Origin of the sequence: Chryseobacterium sp. 6424 (genome assembly GCF_003692615.1) — a bacterium.
Lineage (GTDB): Bacteria > Bacteroidota > Bacteroidia > Flavobacteriales > Weeksellaceae > Kaistella.
Genome location: NZ_CP023540.1, coordinates 323,925 through 343,095, shown reverse-complemented (window position 1 = coordinate 343,095; position 19,171 = coordinate 323,925). Strand labels below are relative to the sequence as shown.

Genomic DNA, 19,171 nt, shown 5'->3' with positions numbered 1-19,171 from the left:
CTTAATTCATCCATTTCTCATACCACATCTGAAACATCAGCATATACCACAATTTTTGATAATGCTTATCCTTTCCGCTTATGATACGGTCTCTCATACCGGTAATCTCCGGATAGCTGAATATATTTTGTCTTGTGATAAACGCTTCACTAAGGTAATAATCAAGTTTTTCAGAAAGTGCATTTTCCAGCCAGCTTTTTACCGGAACACCGAATCCCATTTTAGGACGTTCCATAATATTGGCCGGCACATATTGGTGTACAATCTGTTTCAAAAGATATTTTTTCTCACCTGCCCTGTATTTATAATCTTCCGGAAGGGTAGCCGCAAATTCGAGAATTCTATGATCCAGCAACGGTTCACGTCCTTCAAGACTGGCGCTCATCGTTGCGCGGTCCACTTTAGTCAGTATGTCATCAGGAAGGTATGTTACGTAATCATAGTACATCATTTTCGACAGATCACCTTTAATATTATAATTATTAAAAGGCGTTATACTCTGATCTGCAACGTCTTTCAGAAACAGTCTGTGTATATCAGAATTTAATACGGAGACATTCAGTAAATCTGCAAGGTGATAAGCGTCAGGATTTTTAATAATCGCGGCAAAACGTTCCGCCTCCTGAGAATTTTTTTTCAATAAAGAAAAAATAGACTTGTATGGCAAGGGCAAATATGATGCGGCCTTTATTTTTGGAAGATGACGCGTATAATCGTAGCGGTTATAGCCACCAAAAACCTCATCACCACCATCTGCAGACAGTGCCACAGTAACGTGCTCCCTGGCAAGTCGGCTCACAAGCATAGTGGGAACCGCACTGGAATCGCCAAACGGTTCATCAAAATAAAATGGTATCTGCTCCACTAGCGGCAGCATTTCCTCCGCAGTACAGTAAATTTCGGTATGCTCGGTTCCCAAGTGTTTTGCAATTTCAGCAGCATAAGCAGCCTCGTTAAGATGTTCATCTTCTACGCCTATGGTGAACGTCCGAATTTTATCCGTATTGTTTTTTTGGAGCAGACTGGTAACCAATGTACTGTCATAGCCGCCGCTCAGAAATACGCCTACAGGAACATCGGCGACCATCCTGTAGCGACAGGCATCCGCAATGATACTTTCGGTTTCCTGTACCGCATCCTCCAGTGAGATATTGCGTTTCTCTTTTTCATAAAAGGCAGCGGCATCCCAATATTTTTTTATGGTAACATGTCGTGCTGAACAGTTAAAATGTAAAAAGCATCCCGGAGCCAGCTTTTCCACACCGCTGAAAATAGACTGCTGTCCTGAAACATAACCGTACTGCAAAAATTTTGCAACGGCAGACTGATTAAGAACCTTTCTAAAGTCCGGATACTGGTGAAAACATTTTAACTCCGAAGCAAAAATAAAATACTTATCTGTAACAGAATAGTACAACGGCTTTATGCCGGTTCGGTCTCTAAACATCCAAATATCGCCATTCTCTCTGTTGTAAATTACAAAAGCAAACATTCCGATAAATCTCTGAACGCAGGCTTCTTTCCATTCAGCGAATGCATGCAGTATCACTTCAGTATCGGAAGACGTCTGAAAGGTGTGGCCCAAATCCAGAAGTTCTTTTTTTATTTCTGCATAATTATAAATCTCGCCGTTGAAAACTATTACGAAATTTTCAAAAAACATCGGCTGATCTGCAGAGTGGGACAGATCAATAATTGAAAGCCTGCGGTGAGAAAGACCTATATTCGTACCGTGGTTATGTTCAAAAAACAGGCCCTGACCATCCGGTCCGCGATGCGGCATTGCAGAAGCCATATCTGCTGCTGCGTGTTCCCGAACAGTACTGGTAAAATCAAAAAAACCGGTTATTCCGCACATCGTTTAGGTTGCTGGGATAAAGCGTTTATTAAAAAAAGTGTTGTAAATCCTGTAGAGTTGGTTGAGTTTTCCGTCGTCATTGGGGTAATCGCGGTAATTTTTAGCGGGAGCCTTTACCAGAACGTCCAGTTCCTGCCGGGTAATACCGAGTTTTGAGGCGACGGCATCCAGTTGGGCGTCTATGTTATCTTTATCATATGGAGGTGTCTGCAGAACCGCCATCGCTTCCTCGCGCGTCATTTTCCCTGCACAGATTAAGCTGGAGAACGTTGCTTTCCGGTAATCAATATTAAATTTAACGGGCAGCAGATAGCTCTGGATAAACTTGGTATAGAGCGATTCATGATGTTTGCCACCGTATTCCTGCCAACCCAGTTCGGAGCGCAGGGTTTGCTTTGCTGCTTCCTTATCGTAATTGAAGTAACTAAGAAAATATACCATTTTGATTCCTCTGTAAAATTTATAAAAAATTTCATCGGTGATGCCGAAAGTATAAAAATCTTTTAATTTTTTGTTGCCGAACTTACGGTGTATTGCCGTGAGATATTTCATATCTTTTGCATTATAATGCCAGCTTTTTGGCAGAATACCCTCGGATTCAAAATTACCGCCGCTGATGATGAACTTTACATTGTTTTGATGGGCAACTTTATGCACCGCACCCAAAATAGCCATATCTGTTGGAGTCTCTGCTTCCACCACTGACGCTTTTAAAAATGCGAGCTGCAGATCACGAAATGATTCTCGGTCAACATTGCAAATATGAAGATCAAATCCTAATTTATCTGCCGTATGCTGTATATTATCAACAGCTTTTTCAGCATTCCAACCGTTATCCAAATGAACCAATAAAACCCTGATTCCCAATTTTTTGAGCATTAATGCTGTATAACAGCTGTCCACTCCTCCACTTATGCCTAAAACGCAGTCATACTTTGATTTCGCTCCTGCCTTCTTCATGGCTTTAACAACATTCGCCATTCTACTCCGGCTATACCGCATTTCGAATTCTTTACTTTTTGTCAGAAAATCAGAACAATGGTTGCAAAAACCTTCCTCTGAAAAGTGAATTTCAGGATCTGTAGTATCCATTACGCAGCGCGTACACTGCTGATATTTATTTGTCATTCAATATTTTTTTTTCATTGTAGGAATATGTATAAATCGAAGCAATCTATATTATGAGAAATACAGGGAAATCGTAATCAGTCTTAATAAACAGCTTCCTTTTTAATTATTCCAAAAAATAAATCTTTTATTTTACAAAAACAAAAATATTCAGTACAAAATTACCCGCCTGAAATCTTCGTATGCTATTATCTCCTTTTTCAGCATTTTCATTAAAAAAATATTGTTGTTTTTTAGATGGCAATCATTTCTGAATCAAATTTTCATATACATTAATCAATTCCGCAGCCACATTATCAACATCAAAATTTCTCGATTTTAGAGAAGCTTCGCGCTCTAAATTTTTTATTTTTCCGGGATTGTCCAAAAGATCCGCAATGGCTTCAGCCAGCATTTCAGCATCTCCGGGATTCACCATTATGCCGTTAATTCCATTATCCACAATATCAGGAATACCGCCAACATTAGTTGTTACAACTGCTTTACCCAATGCCATTGCCTCTCCAACAACCATCCCAAAACCTTCAGAAAGAGAAGGAATTACTACCAAATCTGCTGCCAACAGGTGTTCGAAGAGTATTTTCTGTTCCAGCCTCCCTAAAAGTTTTACATTTTCAAATTTTTGTACTTCATTTTCCAACTCACCCCGTGAAGGTCCATCACCTGCTATGAAATAGCCTGTATCCGGAAACTTTTTATTGAGCAAAGGCAGCGCTTCAAAAATATATTTATGGCCTTTCTCTTTTACCAACCTGCCCGGAATAACAATATTGAACCGGTATTTTTTGAATATTTCAGGAGAATCAGCAAGTCCGGACGTCATTGCGAACATATTTTTGATCGGGAACGCATTATAAATAATCTTAATGTCTTTTGACTTTAAAAACTTTTTGAAATGTAATTTTACGGCATTGCTTACCGCAATTTTTCTATTAAAGCAGTTGTTAATAATATACGAGTCAAGTTTAAGGCGGATTTTACGGTACAAATTGTCTGGTGGATCTGCATCATAACCCATATTATGGAAAGTGACCACGGTCTTAAGCCGGGGCAAAAATAGCCGTTTCAGTAATCCAGTATAAAGGTGAGCAAAAAAAAGATGGGCATGAAGAATATCAAACTTATATTGATGCTGCAGATTTCTAAGGCCGGAAAGTGCTGCCACTATATTCCACCGGTTTCCGATTTTAAGCTCGTGAACTGTAATATTATTTTCCGTAAATTCCTTTAAAAGCAAATCATCATCAAATAGGGTTGCAACATGGCATTCGTGCCCCTCTCTCTGCAGGACAACCAGAATGTTGAGCAAAACACGTTCTGCACCACCATTTCCCAAAGATTCTATCACGTATAGAATTTTCATTATAGTTTCTTTCTCGCTGTTAGAAAAAGTAAATGAGAGAGTAAAAATCGTGGATTGATAAGTTTACCTTTATTGAAATTCAATGCACAATAAATAAGTGAAAGACCATGCCTGTCATTATAATTTCTGAGCATCTGCCATCCATTATAAAAATAAGTATCTCCAATTTTGTCATTAATAACTCCTCGTAAATCTGTAGGAAAGTCAGACAAATTTGACAAATTGGTTAATAAACTGATATTATCACTATGCATTCTGTATAAGTCTTTACCTGTATTTCCTGAATGGTCCCTCATAACAACCAATGGTTCATCGACAAAATCAAACTTGTACTTCATTGCGATTCTAAAATAGACAGCCTCACCTTCAGCCCGGTAACCCGGAAGGAAAGGATACTTCACAAGGCATTCCTTTTTTATTAGCGGAGAGATAGGATAAATAAAAAAAGGTTCCGTCAGAAGATTTTTCAGGATATTACCTTTTCTCATGATTTTATTCGTGAAGGGTTCCAGCATTTCTTTTGTATCTTCATAATAACGATAGCCAGCGCTATATACAACACCATACGAATCATCAAGTTCCTGAAATTTTTTGATCTGTTTTTCAATTTTTTCCGGCAGATACCAGTCGTCTGATGAAAGGATGGAGATGTAGTCTCCTTGCGCCATCTTTACACCCTCATTAATGCGGAGGTGTCCTTTGTTTTCTTTGTGAAGTACATATTTTATTTGGGGATATTTCTCTGCCAATGCCTTAATAACATCGTGCGAATTATCAGAAGAACCATCGTCGATGATAATATACTCTATATTAGGATAGGTTTGGTTCAGCACGCTTTGCACGGTATTTTCTAAATATCGCGCATGGTTATAAGAAGGTGTGATTATTGTTACTAGAGGTTGCATAATTCTCTAACTAAAAAAACGAATATGGTGATATATTTTACTAACTAACTTTTCCAAAAAAGTGATATTGCCATCGCTCCTTTTTTTTGCATAATTTAAACAATATATAACAGCAAAAAAGACTGAATCTTTAATATTGCCCTTTTTCAACACCGGTAGAACATATTTATTATTACATATAATCTGATCATTATCGAGCAAGCGTTTTTTTTCAGGACTCATTTCCGAATAAAATACCCTGTATTTAACTGTTTTTTTATTTAAGAATTCAATATTGATTCCATTTCCAAGTGTTTTTAAGATAAACGACCTGTCTTCTACCAGCTTACATTCTTCATCGAAGCCACCATTTTTGTCATAAACTTCTCTCGCATAAAAGAAAGTGGGAGCAAGCAAAAAAACACTGTAACGCAAAAAACTCTTGTACTTATCCTTTACTTTTTCTTTGAAAAAAAAATGATGTATTTCGCGGCTATTAATATCTTTTTCTATGATTCCTTTCTCATTAAAAAAGGTTACATCTGAAACTACAAATTTATTTTTGCTCACAATCGCAAAATTTAATAGTGACGAAATTGCATCATTGTGCAAAATATCATCACCTGCAATAATTTTAATCCATTTCCCACTGCTTGCAAGTACTCCTCGATTACAATTTGCTGGAGTACCTGTATTTTTTTCTACAGAAATTAATTCACAATAGATAAATCGTTTTTCATTTTGCCTTAACCATTCTTTACATAGTTTTATTGTATTATCCTGAGAACCATCATCTGAAACAATCAGTTCAATATTTGGATAGGTTTGTGCTTTTGCACTTTCCAATGTTTCCAAAACATATTTTGCAGAGTTGTAGGTAACGACAATTATCGATACCAAAGGATTCCTGTCTTTCATTATTTTTTTATTTTGGTCTTTATCATATTCAACAAGGGCATCCTGCGGTTCAGCAGAACCAGCGATAAAGTTGCAGTTATTCCTATAATCACCATACCGGCAATATAGCGTGGCCAGCTTTCAAGATAATGCGCAATTGCAAAACCAGATGCAGCCTGCACCATAAATCCTGCAACCATTAAAAAAAAACGTGGCGATATGTACATCCCATACCTAAGCCGGGTAATCAAAACTACCTGAATCAGGTACAGTAAATAGCTGACCATAAAACTAATTCCGAGCCCTTTGAGCCCCAGCCAGTAATAACCCGCACAGTTCAGCAATAACAGATATATATTGGCAACCAGTTCGTTCCAGAAATATATTTTAGAATCTGCCTTAGCCAAAAATAAAAAAGCCACCGCCCAACTAACGGCTTTAAACAAAATCCCCAACATTGCCCAGTGCACCATGCCAGAGATGGGAAGAAACTTTTGCGAGTAGATAAGAACAGTAATCCAGTCGATAAAAATCATAAATATTACCACAAGGGGGGCCAGAATGATGACGGCTATTTCAGCCTGTTGAATAATGAGTTCGGAGGCCTGCTTCATGTCGTGATTTACAGCCGATAATCTTGGATAATAATCTGTGCCCATGGCACTGAATACCAACCCTACATAGGTTCCGATAATCGCAAAACCCGCACTGAACAAGCCTACGTCTTCGAGTGTTCCGGTATTGGAAATAAAAATTCTGACCACATACGATGCGGCAACGGTAATTAAACCACTGAGTGAAATTAGGAAACCCATTTTCAGCATCCCTTTTCCTTTTACCAATGCCTGTGCTACAGTAACTGCTGAACTTCTTATCTTAATCCTGCTGGCATAATAATATTCTATAGCTAGCGTAATTACCGCGATAACAACCAGTGCAGGAACAATACCCTGCGTTCCAAAAAACCAGAATAAAGGCAGGGAAGCGATAAGCCCGGCAAGGGAAGCTATAATATTGGCTTTGGCCAAGAGCTTTATTTTCAGAAGGCCCTGCAGCAAAACCAGCTGACCCGATGACAGCTGCCCCGCAAGCAGCGTTAGTGCAAGAATGATAAAGGCATACGTGTAATCGTAATTCCCAAATGTGATTTTGCTGAGCAGCGGTGCCAGCACAGCCGTGAGCACCAGCCCTAAGCCGCCCGTAAACCATACCAGTTTTCTGAAAACACCGACGGTTTGGGCAATCTTCTCCTCATCATCCGACGTGGCTGCTTCGGAAATATCCCGTACAGCACTGGTTCCCAAACCAAAATTGGTAGCGGACGAAACCAGGGCTAAAGCAGTCTGAAACAAACCCATGATTCCCATCCCGGCCGGCCCTAACAGCACCGCCACTACTTTGGAACGCACCAACTGGATGAGAATATTAAAAACCTGCACCCCTCCAAAAATAGAGGTTGCTTTCATAATTTGACGGTATGAGGATTTTTGGTCGGACATTACAACGAATTAAGCACAGCAATTACTTTCTGCACTTCCTCATCCGACATCACCGGACTGATCGGCAGACTCAATACTTCCTCATGAATTTTCTCGGTAACAGGAAAAGAAAGACCGTTATATTCCTCGTAAGCCTTCTGTTTGTGCGGAGGTATCGGGTAATGAATTAAGGTCTGGATGCCTTTTTCCAAAAGATCATTTATCAGTTGATCCCGATTTTCCGAACGCACCACGAACAAATGCCAAACATGTTCTGCTGGATTTTCGGGAAGTTCAGGTAAAATGATTGTTGGATTTTTAATCTCTGCGATATAGCGTTCCGCAATTGCTCTTCTACTGTCGTTTTCCGCATTGATGTATTTTAGTTTCACATCTAATACGGCCGCCTGAATTTCATCCAGACGGGAATTCAAACCTTTATAGATGTTCACATATTTCTGGTTGGAGCCGTAATTAGCCAAAGCGCGAATGGTTTTACCGAGTTCTTCATCGTTGCAGGAAACCGCGCCACCGTCGCCCAAAGCGCCCAGATTTTTTCCAGGATAAAAACTGAAACCGGCAGCATCGCCCAGATTTCCGGTTTTCTTGCCGTTCCATACGGCTCCAATTGCCTGTGCATTGTCTTCAATGATTTTCAGGGAATATTTTTCGGCCAGTTTTTTCAGGTCTTCAGAAAATACTGCACGACCATACAAATGCACAATCATAATGCCTTTTGTTTTTTCCGAAATCTTTTCTTCAATTTTGTTCAGATCGATATTGAATGTGGAATCATCAGGCTCTACAAAAACCGGAACGAGGCCGTTATCTGAAACAGCCAGAACTGATGCAATATAAGTATTGGCAGGCACAATAATTTCATCCCCTGCTTTCATCACGCCCATTTCCATATAAGCACGCAAAATAAGGCGCAGCGCGTCCAGACCGTTGGCCACTCCAATTACATCTTTTGCTCCTATATAATTCTTCAGGTTTTCCTCAAACGTTTTCGCTTCATTCCCCAAAAGATACCAACCGCTTTGGAAGGTATTTAAAAGGCGTTCTTCAATTTCCTGCTGATGTGCAAGATTTATTTTCTGTAAATCGAGAAATTTAATTTGCTTCATTATTCTGTTTTTTAAAAAATTCTTTTATCCTGCCTTCAATTATACTACTGTAAAGTTCAGTACCATAAAAAGTTAAATGGTTGGAATCATATATGTAAGGTATTTTATCTAGTGATATTTCTTTTACAGGACGGCTATAAATATCGATATAATAATCATTAAACTGCTTTGCTAAGGCAGCATTAGTTTCCGAATAACTCTTGTCAAAAATTTTTTGATTCCCAAAAAATTTATCTTGAATTCTAGTGGCATAATAATATGAAGGAAACGAAATAGCATACCTCTTAGTAAGACCAATATAAATAACAGGGATATTTTTTTGTGTAAAAAATGAAGAAGTGTTGGCTGTTTTTTTTAAAATATCTTCTTTGCTATACCCAACATAATTAATATTCATTAAAACCATGTCAATATCAGATTGATTGACTGGTAAATAAGAAGAATAAAACCAATTGAAATACTCCACAGGACCTTTAAAAAGGCTTGGAGATTCTGGCATCGGATAAGTCGCATCTGCCGTAATCTGTATTAGATTCCAATTATTTTTTTCACAAATCTTACGCACGGTCTGTGAAAACATTCCAGCATGGCTATCACCTAAAAGAATAATGTTTTTTTTACTTTTGGAAGGCTTTTCAAGTTCATCATATGGAAATTCGGATAGAGTTTGTGTACTCATAAAATGTCGCTTTTCCATAAGATACTGTTCGTTTGCGGCGTCACTTTTTGGATAATCTAATTCAACAGAAGCCAGCGTATAATTGTCCTTTAGAATTTGTTTTGTAACAGGAGTAAAAAGCAGGAAGAACAGAACCAGAACCGTTATAACAGCTAAAATAGTTTTATTACAGTTACTGTAATTTCTTTTTTCAACAAACTGATAAGAAATGGCAGCAGCAATTATGGACAATCCAATGAAAAATGCCTTATCCGTTAACTGGAAACTCTTGCCAAGAAACAGGCTTAATACAAAAAGAGGCCAATGATAAAGGTATAACGAGTAAGAAATATCTCCAAAATATTTAACAACTTTGCTTCTCAGAATCTTAAAATCCAGATCCGCACTGATAATAAATGCAGTAGCTAAGGTAGGAAAAAGTGTGTCATAAGCCGGCCAAAAGAAAGAATTGGCTTTAAAAACAAAATATAATAGCGTTAAAAAACTGCCAAAATAAAGCGTATAAAGCACAGGTTTAGGCAGTTTTTTTACATAATCTGAAACCAGTAAAGCAATTCCGCCCGCCATCATTTCCCACGCGCGTGCCGGTAAAAGAAAGAATGCAGGGCTTTTGTCATACCTTCCGATATACAGCATGATTAAGAAAGAAACAAGGGAAGCTGATAAAAGAAAAAGAAGTCTTGCTTGTTTACCTGATTTCTGTACGAGCAAAAGTATTAGGGGATAAATCAGATAAAATTGCCATTCTACCGAAAGCGACCAGGTATGTAGCAGATAATTATTATGAGCTGATTCCTGAAAATAACCGGTATGATTATAAAAATATATATTCGAAATAAAAAGAAGGCTCTGAACTGCCGTTCGACTGTATGCCAGTAGCTGCAAAGGTGTAAGAAAGTAAACTACTGCAAAAAACACGGCAACCATTCCTATTAATGCAGGAAAAATACGCTGAAGCCGTTTACCGTAAAATGCGAGTAAATTAAAATTATTCCGGTCGTAACCATTTAGAATAATCTTGGTCATTAGAAATCCCGAAATCACGAAAAAGATATCCACTCCCGAAAAACCACCACTAAAAAAAGGCAGCTGAAAATGAAAAAATACGACAGCAAATACCGCAATAATTCTTAAAAAAGAAATGTCGTAACGGAAATCTTGTCGTAAAGCCATATCAGAAGAAGTTCTTAATTAATTTTTTTATAGAATTTCGCGGGATTCCCCATCCATATTTCATTGGCAGGAACATCCTTTGTTACTACGCTTCCGGCTCCGATCATGGCATTTTCACCGATAGTATTTCCGGCAATAATGGTCGCGTTGGCACCAATGGATGCGCCCTTTTTCACCAAGGTTTTAGCGAAGACTTCTGGATATACTTTAGAACGTGGCATCAGATCGTTGGTGAACGTTACATTCGGACCGATAAAAACATTGTCCTCCAAAGTAACACCATCCCAAATCTGAACACCGGGTTTAATAGTGACATTATCACCGATTTTCACATCGTTTTCAATGAAAACCTGACAGTTGATATTGCAGCCTTCGCCGATTTCTGCATTTTTCAGAATGACGCAATACTGCCAAACAGAGGTACTTTCACCAATTTTTTCCGTCTGCACATCTGCCAAAGGATGAATTTTAGCCATTTTTTCTGTAATTTAAAAATTCATCATAAGTTCGCATATAATCTTCTTCGGTATATTCCATAGAAGCCAGTACCAAACAGACGCTTCCGCTGGAAAAATCCTTCATTTCGCGCCAGATTCCCCGAACAATATGCAGCGCCTTATTCGGATGGTTCAGAAAAACTTCTTTTTTATTTTTACCATCGTCCAACACAAAGGTAAAGGAACCACTGGCCGCAATAATGTACTGCTGAAGCTCATAATGTCCGTGTCCGCCCCTCTCCGCCCCCATCGGAACATCGTAGAGATAATATACTCTTTTGATTTCAAATGGTATATTTTCTCCATTTTCTAGAACCGTAATATTGCCGGCATCGTTGTGAACGATAGGCAGCTCTACAATTTTACAGTCTTCAACGGTGAACATATCTCAATTTTTTAAATTCATCAAAATCGCGGATATAATCTCCGGCGTTAAATTTTTTATCTGAAACAATCAGCGCCAAAGAGTTGGTTGAAAAATTTTCCACGCGGCGCCAGTACATTTTCGGTACAAGAAGTCCGTAATAGGAACGGTTTAATGAAAATTTTATTTCCCGGCTTCCATCGTGAAGCACGACATCAAAACTTCCGGACAATGCTACAATAAATTCCTGCTGTTCTTTGAAAGCATGGCTTCCGCGGGATTCTCCACCGGGCACATCATAAATCCAGTAAGTTCTGGTAATTTGAAATGGAAGCTGCTGTGGATGCTCAAAAAATGATAGATTACCTCTTTTGTCAATAATTTTGGGAAGGTCAATCAGTTTAGGTTCCATCTTATAATTTTGCATCTGCTTTCTCTTTAAGAATGCCTTTTACATCAAAGACTGCAGCATTCGGCTTTTTCAGGGAACTGATATCCAGATCAACAAATTCTTTGTGAGCTACGCCTAATACCACTGCATCAAATGTATGCTGAGGTATTTCTGTGCAGCTGTGCACACCGTATTCATAATTTACCTCTGCAGGATCAGCCCATGGATCATAAGTGGTAACCTTCACTCCAAAATCCTCCAGCGCTGCAATGACATCTACTATTTTGGTATTCCGGACATCCGGACAGTTTTCTTTAAAAGTAATCCCCAGCATCAGCACCCCGGCTCCTTTCACCGGAATATCCTTTTTAATCATTGTCTTTATAACCTGCTCTGCCACATATTTCCCCATGGAGTCGTTCAGTCTTCTTCCCGCGAGAATTATTTCCGGGTGGTAACCGTACTCCTGCGCTTTCTGTGCCAGATAATAAGGATCTACCCCAATGCAATGACCGCCCACCAAGCCCGGTTTAAAAGGAAGGAAGTTCCATTTGGTGCCTGCTGCTTCCAGTACCGCATGGGTATCAATATCCATGAGGTTGAAAATTTTCGCCAGCTCATTCACAAAGGCAATGTTGATATCGCGCTGGGAATTTTCAATCACCTTAGCCGCTTCCGCAACTTTGATGGACGGCGCAAGATGCGTTCCGGCAGTAATCACTGCTTTGTACAGATCATCCACCACTTTCCCGATTTCGGGCGTGGAGCCTGAAGTGACTTTCCGAATTTTTTCTACCGTATGTTCTTTGTCGCCGGGATTAATTCTTTCGGGGGAGTAGCCCGCGAAGAAATCTACATTGTATTTCAGGCCGGAAATTTTTTCCACGACAGGAATACAGTCTTCTTCAGTTGCTCCGGGATAAACTGTAGATTCGTACACCACAATATCGCCCTTTTTTATCACTTTGCCAACGGTTTCACTGGCTTTTATCAAAGGGGTAAGCACCGGGCGGTTATTTTTGTCCACCGGAGTAGGCACGGTAATGATGTAGATATCCGCATCTTCGATATCCGCAGTGTCTGCAGAGCAAAGAAGCCCGTTTTTCCCGGAATTAAAAGGACTATCTGCGAGAAGGACAGACTGGAGAAGTTCGTCTGAAACTTCAAGCGTCGCATCATGCCCGTCTGCCAGTTCCTGTACTCTCTCCGTATTGATATCGAATCCTACGACCGGAAACCTGGTCGCGAACAGTCGCGCCAGTGGCAATCCAACATATCCAAGACCGATGACGGCTATTTTATGGTTCATTCCTGTTTTTTTTATTTTTTTGAAAATTTCACGTCTTACTTATGGGAAAGAAATGACCGTGTGTTTTTACAGTGTTCGAACGGTCAGACTTTTTTTAAATTTTCCCAGTACCACGCCACTGCTTCTTTCAAACCTTTTGCAAATTTGTGGCTGGGTTGGTAGCCGAGGAGTTGCTGGGCTTTCTCGATGCTTGCCTTCGAGTGCGGTACATCTCCCTGACGGTTAGGACCGTTTTTAATTTCCACCTCACCAATTTTCGGATCAAATTCACTGAGGTATTTTTTCAGCAGTTCAGCCATATCCTTAATCGTTGTGCGGTCGCCAACAGCAGTATTGTAAACTTCGTTTAGTGCTTCTGTATTATCCGTTTCCATCGCAAGCAAATTCATCTGGATCACATTATCGATATAGGTGAAATCTCGGGAATAAGTGCCGTCACCATTGATTACCGGAGATTCATAGTTCATCAGCTGCATCGTAAACTTGGGAATAACCGCCGCATAAGCGCCGTTTGGATCCTGTTTTCTGCCAAAAACATTAAAATAGCGAAGTCCGATGGTGTCAATTCCGTAAGTACGATGGAACACATCCGCATAGATTTCGTTGACCAGCTTCGTTACCGCGTACGGTGACAGCGGCTTGCCTATTTTTTCCTCCACTTTCGGCAATGCGGTGGAATCTCCATAGGTGGACGAGCTGGCCGCGTAGACAAACCGTTTAACATTGTTCTCGGATGCAGCTTTCAGCATATTAAGAAATCCCTCTACATTAACTTCATTGCTTGTAATGGGATCATTGATCGAGCGGGGAACCGAACCCAGTGCGGCCTGGTGCAGCACATAGTCTATCCCTTCACAGGCCTGGAGACATGTTTCAAAATTGCGGATATCCCCTTCAATCAGTTCATATCTTTTTGATTTCAGAAGCTCTGTCAAATTTTCCCTTTTACCGGTCGCAAAATTATCCAGGCATCTCACCTGATAACCCTGTGTAATGAGAGCTTCACTCAAATTAGAACCTATGAAACCGGCTCCACCGGTAACGAGTACTTTTTTCATTAATTATTTCTTTTGAGAAAATCAAAAAAACCTTTTCTTTCTTTTTCCGCGGTATAACCATAACTGTATTTTCCGCCATAGCCGTAGCGCATTTCATTCTTATGAACGTCATTCAGGACAAAGGCCATCTTCTTCACATTTTCGTCTTCAGCAACAGTTTTGGCATAATTCAGAAGTTCCTTCTCTGTATAGTTTGCCCTAACCACATAAATGACCACGTCTGCAAATCGCAATATGTGGAAGGAATCGCTGACCATCATCATCGGCGCCGAATCTATCAGTATATAATCATATTCTTTCTTCAGCCTGTCAAGGAGCAGACCCAGCTTTTCATCTTCGAGCAGGTCGGTAGGATTGGGCGGTATACTGCCGCTCTGCATGATGTCCAGATTGGCATGGAGGTCGGACTGCCGGATAAATTTACGGTAATTTTCCGGATCGTCCTGCGCAAGATAATCCGACAACCCGAGATAGGTTTTGGGCACGTAGCGTCCCAGCTGCGGATTTCGGAGGTCCGCCCCAATGAAGATAATTCTCTTATTGGACGCTAGCGCCATGGCAGCGTTAATGGAAATTGTGGTTTTGCCTTCTCCCTTTACGGATGAGGTAAAAAGAAATACCGGAGCAATGTCCTGCTTTTTCACCATGAATTTCAGGTTGGAAGTCAGTATCCGGAACGCTTCCGCATACACAGAAAGGTCATTTTTCCCAATAAGGTCGCTTTCGTCTTTGCCCACGGTCGGTATTTCTGCCAGTACAGCCAGGTCCGGCATCTGGTCGGTAATGTCGTTTTTGGATTTCACCTGAGTATCCAGGGCAAATATACCGTACAGCACCAGAACCGGAAGAAGAAGCCCCACCAAAAGGCTGCCGAGCAGTATCTGCTGGCTTTGGGGTTCCACCGGGCCTGAAATGGTATAAGCCGGATTGATGACGCGCACCTTAGGCATTGTTACCGCCATGGCAATGGAGGTTTCCTCCTTTTTCTGAAGGAGGTACAGGTAGAGTGATTCCTTCAGGTTCTGCTGCCGGTCGATATTCCGGAAAATCTTTTCCTGGGTAGGGAATTTGGCAATATCTGTTTTGGACTCGTTCAGCTGTCCGTTCAGCCGCGCGATGTTCATCTGAATCGACTGCTTTGATTTCGTCAGGTTTTCCTGAATCAGTGACTTCAGTGAGGTGATTTCTTTATTTAACTCCTGCACCGCCGGGTTGGCTGGTGTGGCCTGCCTTAAGGTCCTGTTGCGTGTGATGATCAGGTCGTTGTACTGGGTAACAGCCTGATCCACGCCATCGGGAAGTCCCACACCTGCCGGCAGCAGCTGCTCGCGGCTGCTTCGGTTGGCCGCATTCAGCACCGCATTCACCATTTCCAACTGGGTGGCCTGCTCTAACAGCGCCTTGGTGTTTTCGTTCGCATTCTGCAAAGACATTTCTGCCTGCACCGCTAAATCGGCAATCTTGTTCTGGCGTTTAAACCCTTCCTTCTGACTTTCAATACCGCCCAGGTCCTGCGTGAGTACCTCCAGCCTTTCATCAATAAAGGCCAGCGATACTTTGGACTGTTCTCTTTTATTCTCCAGATCGGCTTTGTTGTACTGCATGATCAGCGTATTGAGCAGCTCGCGGGATTTGGCCGGCACTTCCGTTCTGTGGGCAAGCTCAAGAATCTCCGTATTCAGCTCATTTTCGGTAATGGTGATGGCACCCTGTAAACCTTCGGCCACCTTTATGGCGTTCATAAAGTGCACTTGCATCGGCTGTATCGCACGGAAACCTGCTTTCGGCTTTACGGTAAAGGTTCCGAAATCCAGTGTACATACGGTATTATAAGGAAAATGATAGGCCTTGCCCTCCGCTGACTTTAATTCGAAAGAGGTGTTCCCTTTAGCGGTAAAAGTAAAAGTCTGGCCGCTAAAACCGGCCGCATCCTTAAGGTTCAGGATGCGTATTTCCACTGGGGATTCCTCATACAACTCTACTTCTTTTACCTGACCTTTTACTGTAAACCGCACATCGGCATTGAGTGTTTTTACTACTTCGTACAGGATGGGCCGTGAAAGGATGATTGGGATTTCCACCCCGGAACCCTGTTTCGACATTACCGGTACGGCCCCCATATTCTGAATGGCCCCCAGACTTCCTTTTTCCATGTTTTCAATCTGTACACTGGATTTTGTAAGATAGACATCGGTGGCGTAGCGTAAATATACATTAGCCGCGATGTAGAACAACAGGAGGCTCAGCAGCATCCAGGGCCATTTCTTCAGGTATCTCGCGATTTCTTTTTTTAAATTCAGCGGACTTTTTTTAGCAGCGTTTACTGGCTCAAGTAATTCCATAAAATTCTAACGGGTTATGCTGATGATTAGCGTGAGCAGACCTAAAGCAGCGCCGCCTATCTGAAACCAGAGGTTCCTGTTTGGGTTTGTATTGGCAGCAATCTGTTTATTGGTATCAGGTTCCGCGTACAATATGTCATTCTGCTGCAAGTAGTAGTAAGGAGAGGTGGTAATATTTGCATTGGACAAATCCAGGTTCACCACCAGATCCGGCGCGCCTTCCTGGGCCCGGATGAGTTTCACTTTGGTTCGGTCGCTGTTATCAGTCAGGTCTCCGGCAAGTGCCAGGGCCTGAAAAACATTCACTTTCTGGGTCGTACTTGTATGCTGCCCAGGGTTTTTTACTTCGCCCAAAACACTGATGTTAAAATTCTTTAAAGAGACTGAAACCAAGGGCTCTGTCAGATAGCGCTTCAGCCTTCCCTCCAAATCGGTACGCAACTGCTGATGGGTCATTCCCCTTACATAGATTGAACCCAGAACAGGAAAGTGAATATAACCGTCCGCATTCACTATATACTCACTTGGAGCAGCTCCAGCGCCCCCGCCGCCTTCAGTGTTTGTGGCCGTCATGGTGCTCAGATTAAAGGGCCTTACCGCCAGCTCATCCAGCGCAGATACCATGATGAGCAGCACATCGCTATCCTGTATCCTGTTTCCTTCATATTTTGCCTGGGCAATCTCTTCAGAGGAATTTCCTGTGGACATATATACCATATTCTGTTTTGGCTTGCACGAAGCCAGCCCCAGTATGATAAGAAGTAAAAATAAGCCGTGTTTCATAAGTACAGATTGGGGGCAAAGATAATTAAAATTCGTTATGTGGTGGCACCTCTCCTTCTATCCCCTGTGTATTTTAACGCCACCCGCTTTGTTCCTTGGTTTGTGCTGAATAATGGATTTGGGTTCGCAGATGAATTTGGTGGAGGATTGCTTCTCTTCCTCATATAACGCCATGATGTTTGAAATTTATCGGCAATCGCCTTTTTCAACATGATGCCGCGTATCGAATCGTGTTCACCCTCTCCGTCTTGTCTGATACTTTACTCATTCCTTAAGACCAGGCATGACTGAATCATAATCTGGCGGTTGCCTGCGCCAATATCCCTTTCACATCATAGACGACTGTTGTCTCTTTTTTGTGGTTTTCCAAATCCAGGTTTTGGAATTCCCTATGCGCGACTCCGAGTACAATGGCATCGTAGATGGCTTCTCTCGTAAGTTCAGGCTGACAGTCCAAGCCGTATTCGTGTTTCACCTCTTCGGGATTGGCCCACGGATCACAGATACTCACCCTGACGTTGTAATCTTCCAACGCAGCCACCACATCCACAATCTTGGTATTGCGTACATCCGGACAGTTTTCTTTGAAGGTGATGCCCAGCATCAGTACCTCGGCACCGTTTACGCTGATCCCATTCCTGATCATGCATTTCACCACCTGTGATGCCACATACTCGCCCATGGAATCATTGAGCCGACGCCCCGCCAGAATAATCTCCGGGTGGTAGCCGTACTCCTGGGCTTTCTGCGCCAGATAATACGGATCCACCCCAATACAGTGACCGCCTACCAATCCCGGACGGAAGGGCAGGAAGTTCCATTTGGTGCCCGCCGCTTCGAGTACGGCATCGGTATCAATGTCCATCAGGTTGAATATCTTGGCCAGTTCGTTGACGAAAGCGATGTTGATGTCGCGCTGTGAATTTTCAATGACCTTGGCAGTCTCAGCGACTTTAATGGTCGGAGCCAGATGGGTACCCGCGGTAATGACCGAGCGGTACAGTCCATCGACCACCTTCCCGGTCTCCGGCGTGGAGCCGGAGGTTACTTTTAATATTTTCTCCACTGTATGTTCCTTGTCGCCGGGATTAATGCGCTCCGGGGAATAGCCGGCAAAGAAGTCTTCATTGAACGTCAGTCCGCTTACTTTTTCAAGTACCGGGATGCATTCCTCCTCGGTGGCTCCGGGATATACGGTCGATTCATAGATGACGATATCGCCTTTTTTAAGGACTTTGCCTACGGTTTCGCTGGCTTTGTACAGCGGTGTAAGGTCCGGGCGGTTATTTTTATCAACGGGAGTCGGTACGGTGATGATGTAGGTGTTGGCCCCGGCGATGTCGGTGAGGGAGGTGGAACAGTACAGTCCTGGCTTCGCCTGGGACTGAGATTGCTTCCTCGCTCCCGTTGGTCGCTCCTCGCAATGACTGTGCATACCTGAGGGCTGCTCTCTGCAATGACAGGGGGATGGGGCTTCTGATTGCTGGGATTGCTTCAGTGCTTCCTTCGGTCGCACCTCGCAATGACTGTGCATATCTAAGGACTGCTCTCCGCCTTGACCATGGGCAGGGGTTTCTGATTGCTGAGATTGCTTCGGCGCTTCCTTCGGTCGCACCTCACAATGACAAAGGGTTGGGACTGACGATGATTGCTTGTCGCTAACTATGTTTTCGGGTCTCTCCTCTCCATGACTGTGCATACCTGAGGGCTGCTCTCCGCCATGACAAGGGATAGGGGTTTCTGATTGCTGGGATTGCTTCAGTGCTTCCTTCGGTCGCACTTCGCAATGACTGTGCATGCCTGAGGGCTGCTCTCCGCCATGACTGGGCGCTACACCGTC

General features: G+C 42.1%; 16 protein-coding genes. All 16 read right to left on the bottom strand.

Annotated elements, in window-relative coordinates:
* Window position 1: 1 nt before the first annotated feature.
* The gene (gene asnB, locus CO230_RS01515; RefSeq protein ID WP_122026991.1) at window positions 2–1,858 is read right to left on the bottom strand and encodes an asparagine synthase (glutamine-hydrolyzing); all 1,857 of its coding nucleotides are present in this window, start codon (window positions 1,856–1,858) and stop codon (window positions 2–4) included.
* 3 nt (window positions 1,859–1,861) lie between these two features.
* Entirely contained in the window at window positions 1,862–2,986 is a 1,125-nt protein-coding gene (locus tag CO230_RS01510) for an N-acetyl sugar amidotransferase (protein WP_122026990.1), read from the bottom strand.
* Window positions 2,987–3,230: 244 nt separating this feature from the next.
* Window positions 3,231–4,349, bottom strand: coding sequence for a glycosyltransferase family 4 protein (locus tag CO230_RS01505; protein WP_122026989.1), 1,119 nt, complete (start codon window positions 4,347–4,349; stop codon window positions 3,231–3,233).
* Window positions 4,349–5,254: a glycosyltransferase family 2 protein gene (locus CO230_RS01500; protein ID WP_122026988.1), complete on the bottom strand. Its 906-nt coding sequence runs from the start codon at window positions 5,252–5,254 to the stop codon at window positions 4,349–4,351. The genes CO230_RS01505 and CO230_RS01500 overlap by 1 nt, the downstream gene beginning before the upstream one ends.
* A gap of 6 nt (window positions 5,255–5,260) precedes the next feature.
* The gene (locus CO230_RS01495; RefSeq protein ID WP_122026987.1) at window positions 5,261–6,151 is read right to left on the bottom strand and encodes a glycosyltransferase; all 891 of its coding nucleotides are present in this window, start codon (window positions 6,149–6,151) and stop codon (window positions 5,261–5,263) included.
* Window positions 6,151–7,596 carry an O-antigen translocase gene (locus CO230_RS01490; protein ID WP_162989956.1) on the bottom strand — a complete coding sequence of 482 codons (1,446 nt, stop codon included), beginning with the start codon at window positions 7,594–7,596 and terminating at the stop codon, window positions 6,151–6,153. Before CO230_RS01490 ends, CO230_RS01495 begins: the two co-directional genes overlap by 1 nt.
* 32 nt (window positions 7,597–7,628) lie before the next feature.
* On the bottom strand, window positions 7,629–8,735 hold the full coding sequence (locus CO230_RS01485; protein ID WP_122026985.1) for a DegT/DnrJ/EryC1/StrS family aminotransferase: 1,107 nt from the start codon (window positions 8,733–8,735) through the stop codon (window positions 7,629–7,631).
* Window positions 8,722–10,587, bottom strand: a complete 1,866-nt coding sequence (locus CO230_RS01480; RefSeq protein ID WP_122026984.1) for an acyltransferase family protein — start codon at window positions 10,585–10,587, stop codon at window positions 8,722–8,724. The genes CO230_RS01485 and CO230_RS01480 overlap by 14 nt, the downstream gene beginning before the upstream one ends.
* 14 nt (window positions 10,588–10,601) lie before the next feature.
* Window positions 10,602–11,063: an acyltransferase gene (locus tag CO230_RS01475; protein WP_122026983.1), complete on the bottom strand. Its 462-nt coding sequence runs from the start codon at window positions 11,061–11,063 to the stop codon at window positions 10,602–10,604.
* Window positions 11,056–11,469: a sugar 3,4-ketoisomerase gene (locus tag CO230_RS01470; RefSeq protein ID WP_122026982.1), complete on the bottom strand. Its 414-nt coding sequence runs from the start codon at window positions 11,467–11,469 to the stop codon at window positions 11,056–11,058. The genes CO230_RS01475 and CO230_RS01470 overlap by 8 nt, the downstream gene beginning before the upstream one ends.
* Window positions 11,456–11,875: a sugar 3,4-ketoisomerase gene (locus tag CO230_RS01465; RefSeq protein WP_228438162.1), complete on the bottom strand. Its 420-nt coding sequence runs from the start codon at window positions 11,873–11,875 to the stop codon at window positions 11,456–11,458. Before CO230_RS01465 ends, CO230_RS01470 begins: the two co-directional genes overlap by 14 nt.
* Window positions 11,862–13,148 carry a nucleotide sugar dehydrogenase gene (locus CO230_RS01460; RefSeq protein ID WP_122026981.1) on the bottom strand — a complete coding sequence of 429 codons (1,287 nt, stop codon included), beginning with the start codon at window positions 13,146–13,148 and terminating at the stop codon, window positions 11,862–11,864. Before CO230_RS01460 ends, CO230_RS01465 begins: the two co-directional genes overlap by 14 nt.
* Before the next feature lie 83 nt (window positions 13,149–13,231).
* Entirely contained in the window at window positions 13,232–14,206 is a 975-nt protein-coding gene (locus tag CO230_RS01455) for an SDR family oxidoreductase (protein WP_122026980.1), read from the bottom strand.
* A complete protein-coding gene (locus CO230_RS01450; RefSeq protein WP_122026979.1) occupies window positions 14,206–16,548 on the bottom strand; it encodes a GumC family protein in 2,343 nt (780 codons plus the stop codon). Before CO230_RS01450 ends, CO230_RS01455 begins: the two co-directional genes overlap by 1 nt.
* A gap of 6 nt (window positions 16,549–16,554) precedes the next feature.
* On the bottom strand, window positions 16,555–17,331 hold the full coding sequence (locus CO230_RS01445) for a polysaccharide biosynthesis/export family protein (RefSeq protein ID WP_122026978.1): 777 nt from the start codon (window positions 17,329–17,331) through the stop codon (window positions 16,555–16,557).
* A 292-nt stretch (window positions 17,332–17,623) separates the two neighbouring features.
* A complete protein-coding gene (locus CO230_RS01440) occupies window positions 17,624–18,766 on the bottom strand; it encodes a nucleotide sugar dehydrogenase (protein ID WP_410492871.1) in 1,143 nt (380 codons plus the stop codon).
* Window positions 18,767–19,171 lie beyond the last annotated feature (405 nt).

Coding starts and splice junctions, on each gene's coding strand:
- CO230_RS01445 (WP_122026978.1), bottom strand. CDS start 17,331: ATGAAACACGGCTTATTTTTACTTCTTATCATACTGGGGCTGGCTTCG.
- CO230_RS01450 (WP_122026979.1), bottom strand. CDS start 16,548: ATGGAATTACTTGAGCCAGTAAACGCTGCTAAAAAAAGTCCGCTGAAT.
- CO230_RS01475 (WP_122026983.1), bottom strand. CDS start 11,063: ATGGCTAAAATTCATCCTTTGGCAGATGTGCAGACGGAAAAAATTGGT.
- CO230_RS01500 (WP_122026988.1), bottom strand. CDS start 5,254: ATGCAACCTCTAGTAACAATAATCACACCTTCTTATAACCATGCGCGA.
- CO230_RS01465 (WP_228438162.1), bottom strand. CDS start 11,875: ATGCAAAATTATAAGATGGAACCTAAACTGATTGACCTTCCCAAAATT.
- CO230_RS01440 (WP_410492871.1), bottom strand. CDS start 18,766: ATGCACAGTCATTGCGAGGAGCGACCAACGGGAGCGAGGAAGCAATCT.
- CO230_RS01485 (WP_122026985.1), bottom strand. CDS start 8,735: ATGAAGCAAATTAAATTTCTCGATTTACAGAAAATAAATCTTGCACAT.
- CO230_RS01510 (WP_122026990.1), bottom strand. CDS start 2,986: ATGACAAATAAATATCAGCAGTGTACGCGCTGCGTAATGGATACTACA.
- CO230_RS01495 (WP_122026987.1), bottom strand. CDS start 6,151: ATGAAAGACAGGAATCCTTTGGTATCGATAATTGTCGTTACCTACAAC.
- CO230_RS01460 (WP_122026981.1), bottom strand. CDS start 13,148: ATGAACCATAAAATAGCCGTCATCGGTCTTGGATATGTTGGATTGCCA.
- CO230_RS01490 (WP_162989956.1), bottom strand. CDS start 7,596: ATGAAAGCAACCTCTATTTTTGGAGGGGTGCAGGTTTTTAATATTCTC.
- CO230_RS01455 (WP_122026980.1), bottom strand. CDS start 14,206: ATGAAAAAAGTACTCGTTACCGGTGGAGCCGGTTTCATAGGTTCTAAT.
- CO230_RS01505 (WP_122026989.1), bottom strand. CDS start 4,349: ATGAAAATTCTATACGTGATAGAATCTTTGGGAAATGGTGGTGCAGAA.
- asnB (WP_122026991.1), bottom strand. CDS start 1,858: ATGTGCGGAATAACCGGTTTTTTTGATTTTACCAGTACTGTTCGGGAA.
- CO230_RS01480 (WP_122026984.1), bottom strand. CDS start 10,587: ATGGCTTTACGACAAGATTTCCGTTACGACATTTCTTTTTTAAGAATT.
- CO230_RS01470 (WP_122026982.1), bottom strand. CDS start 11,469: ATGTTCACCGTTGAAGACTGTAAAATTGTAGAGCTGCCTATCGTTCAC.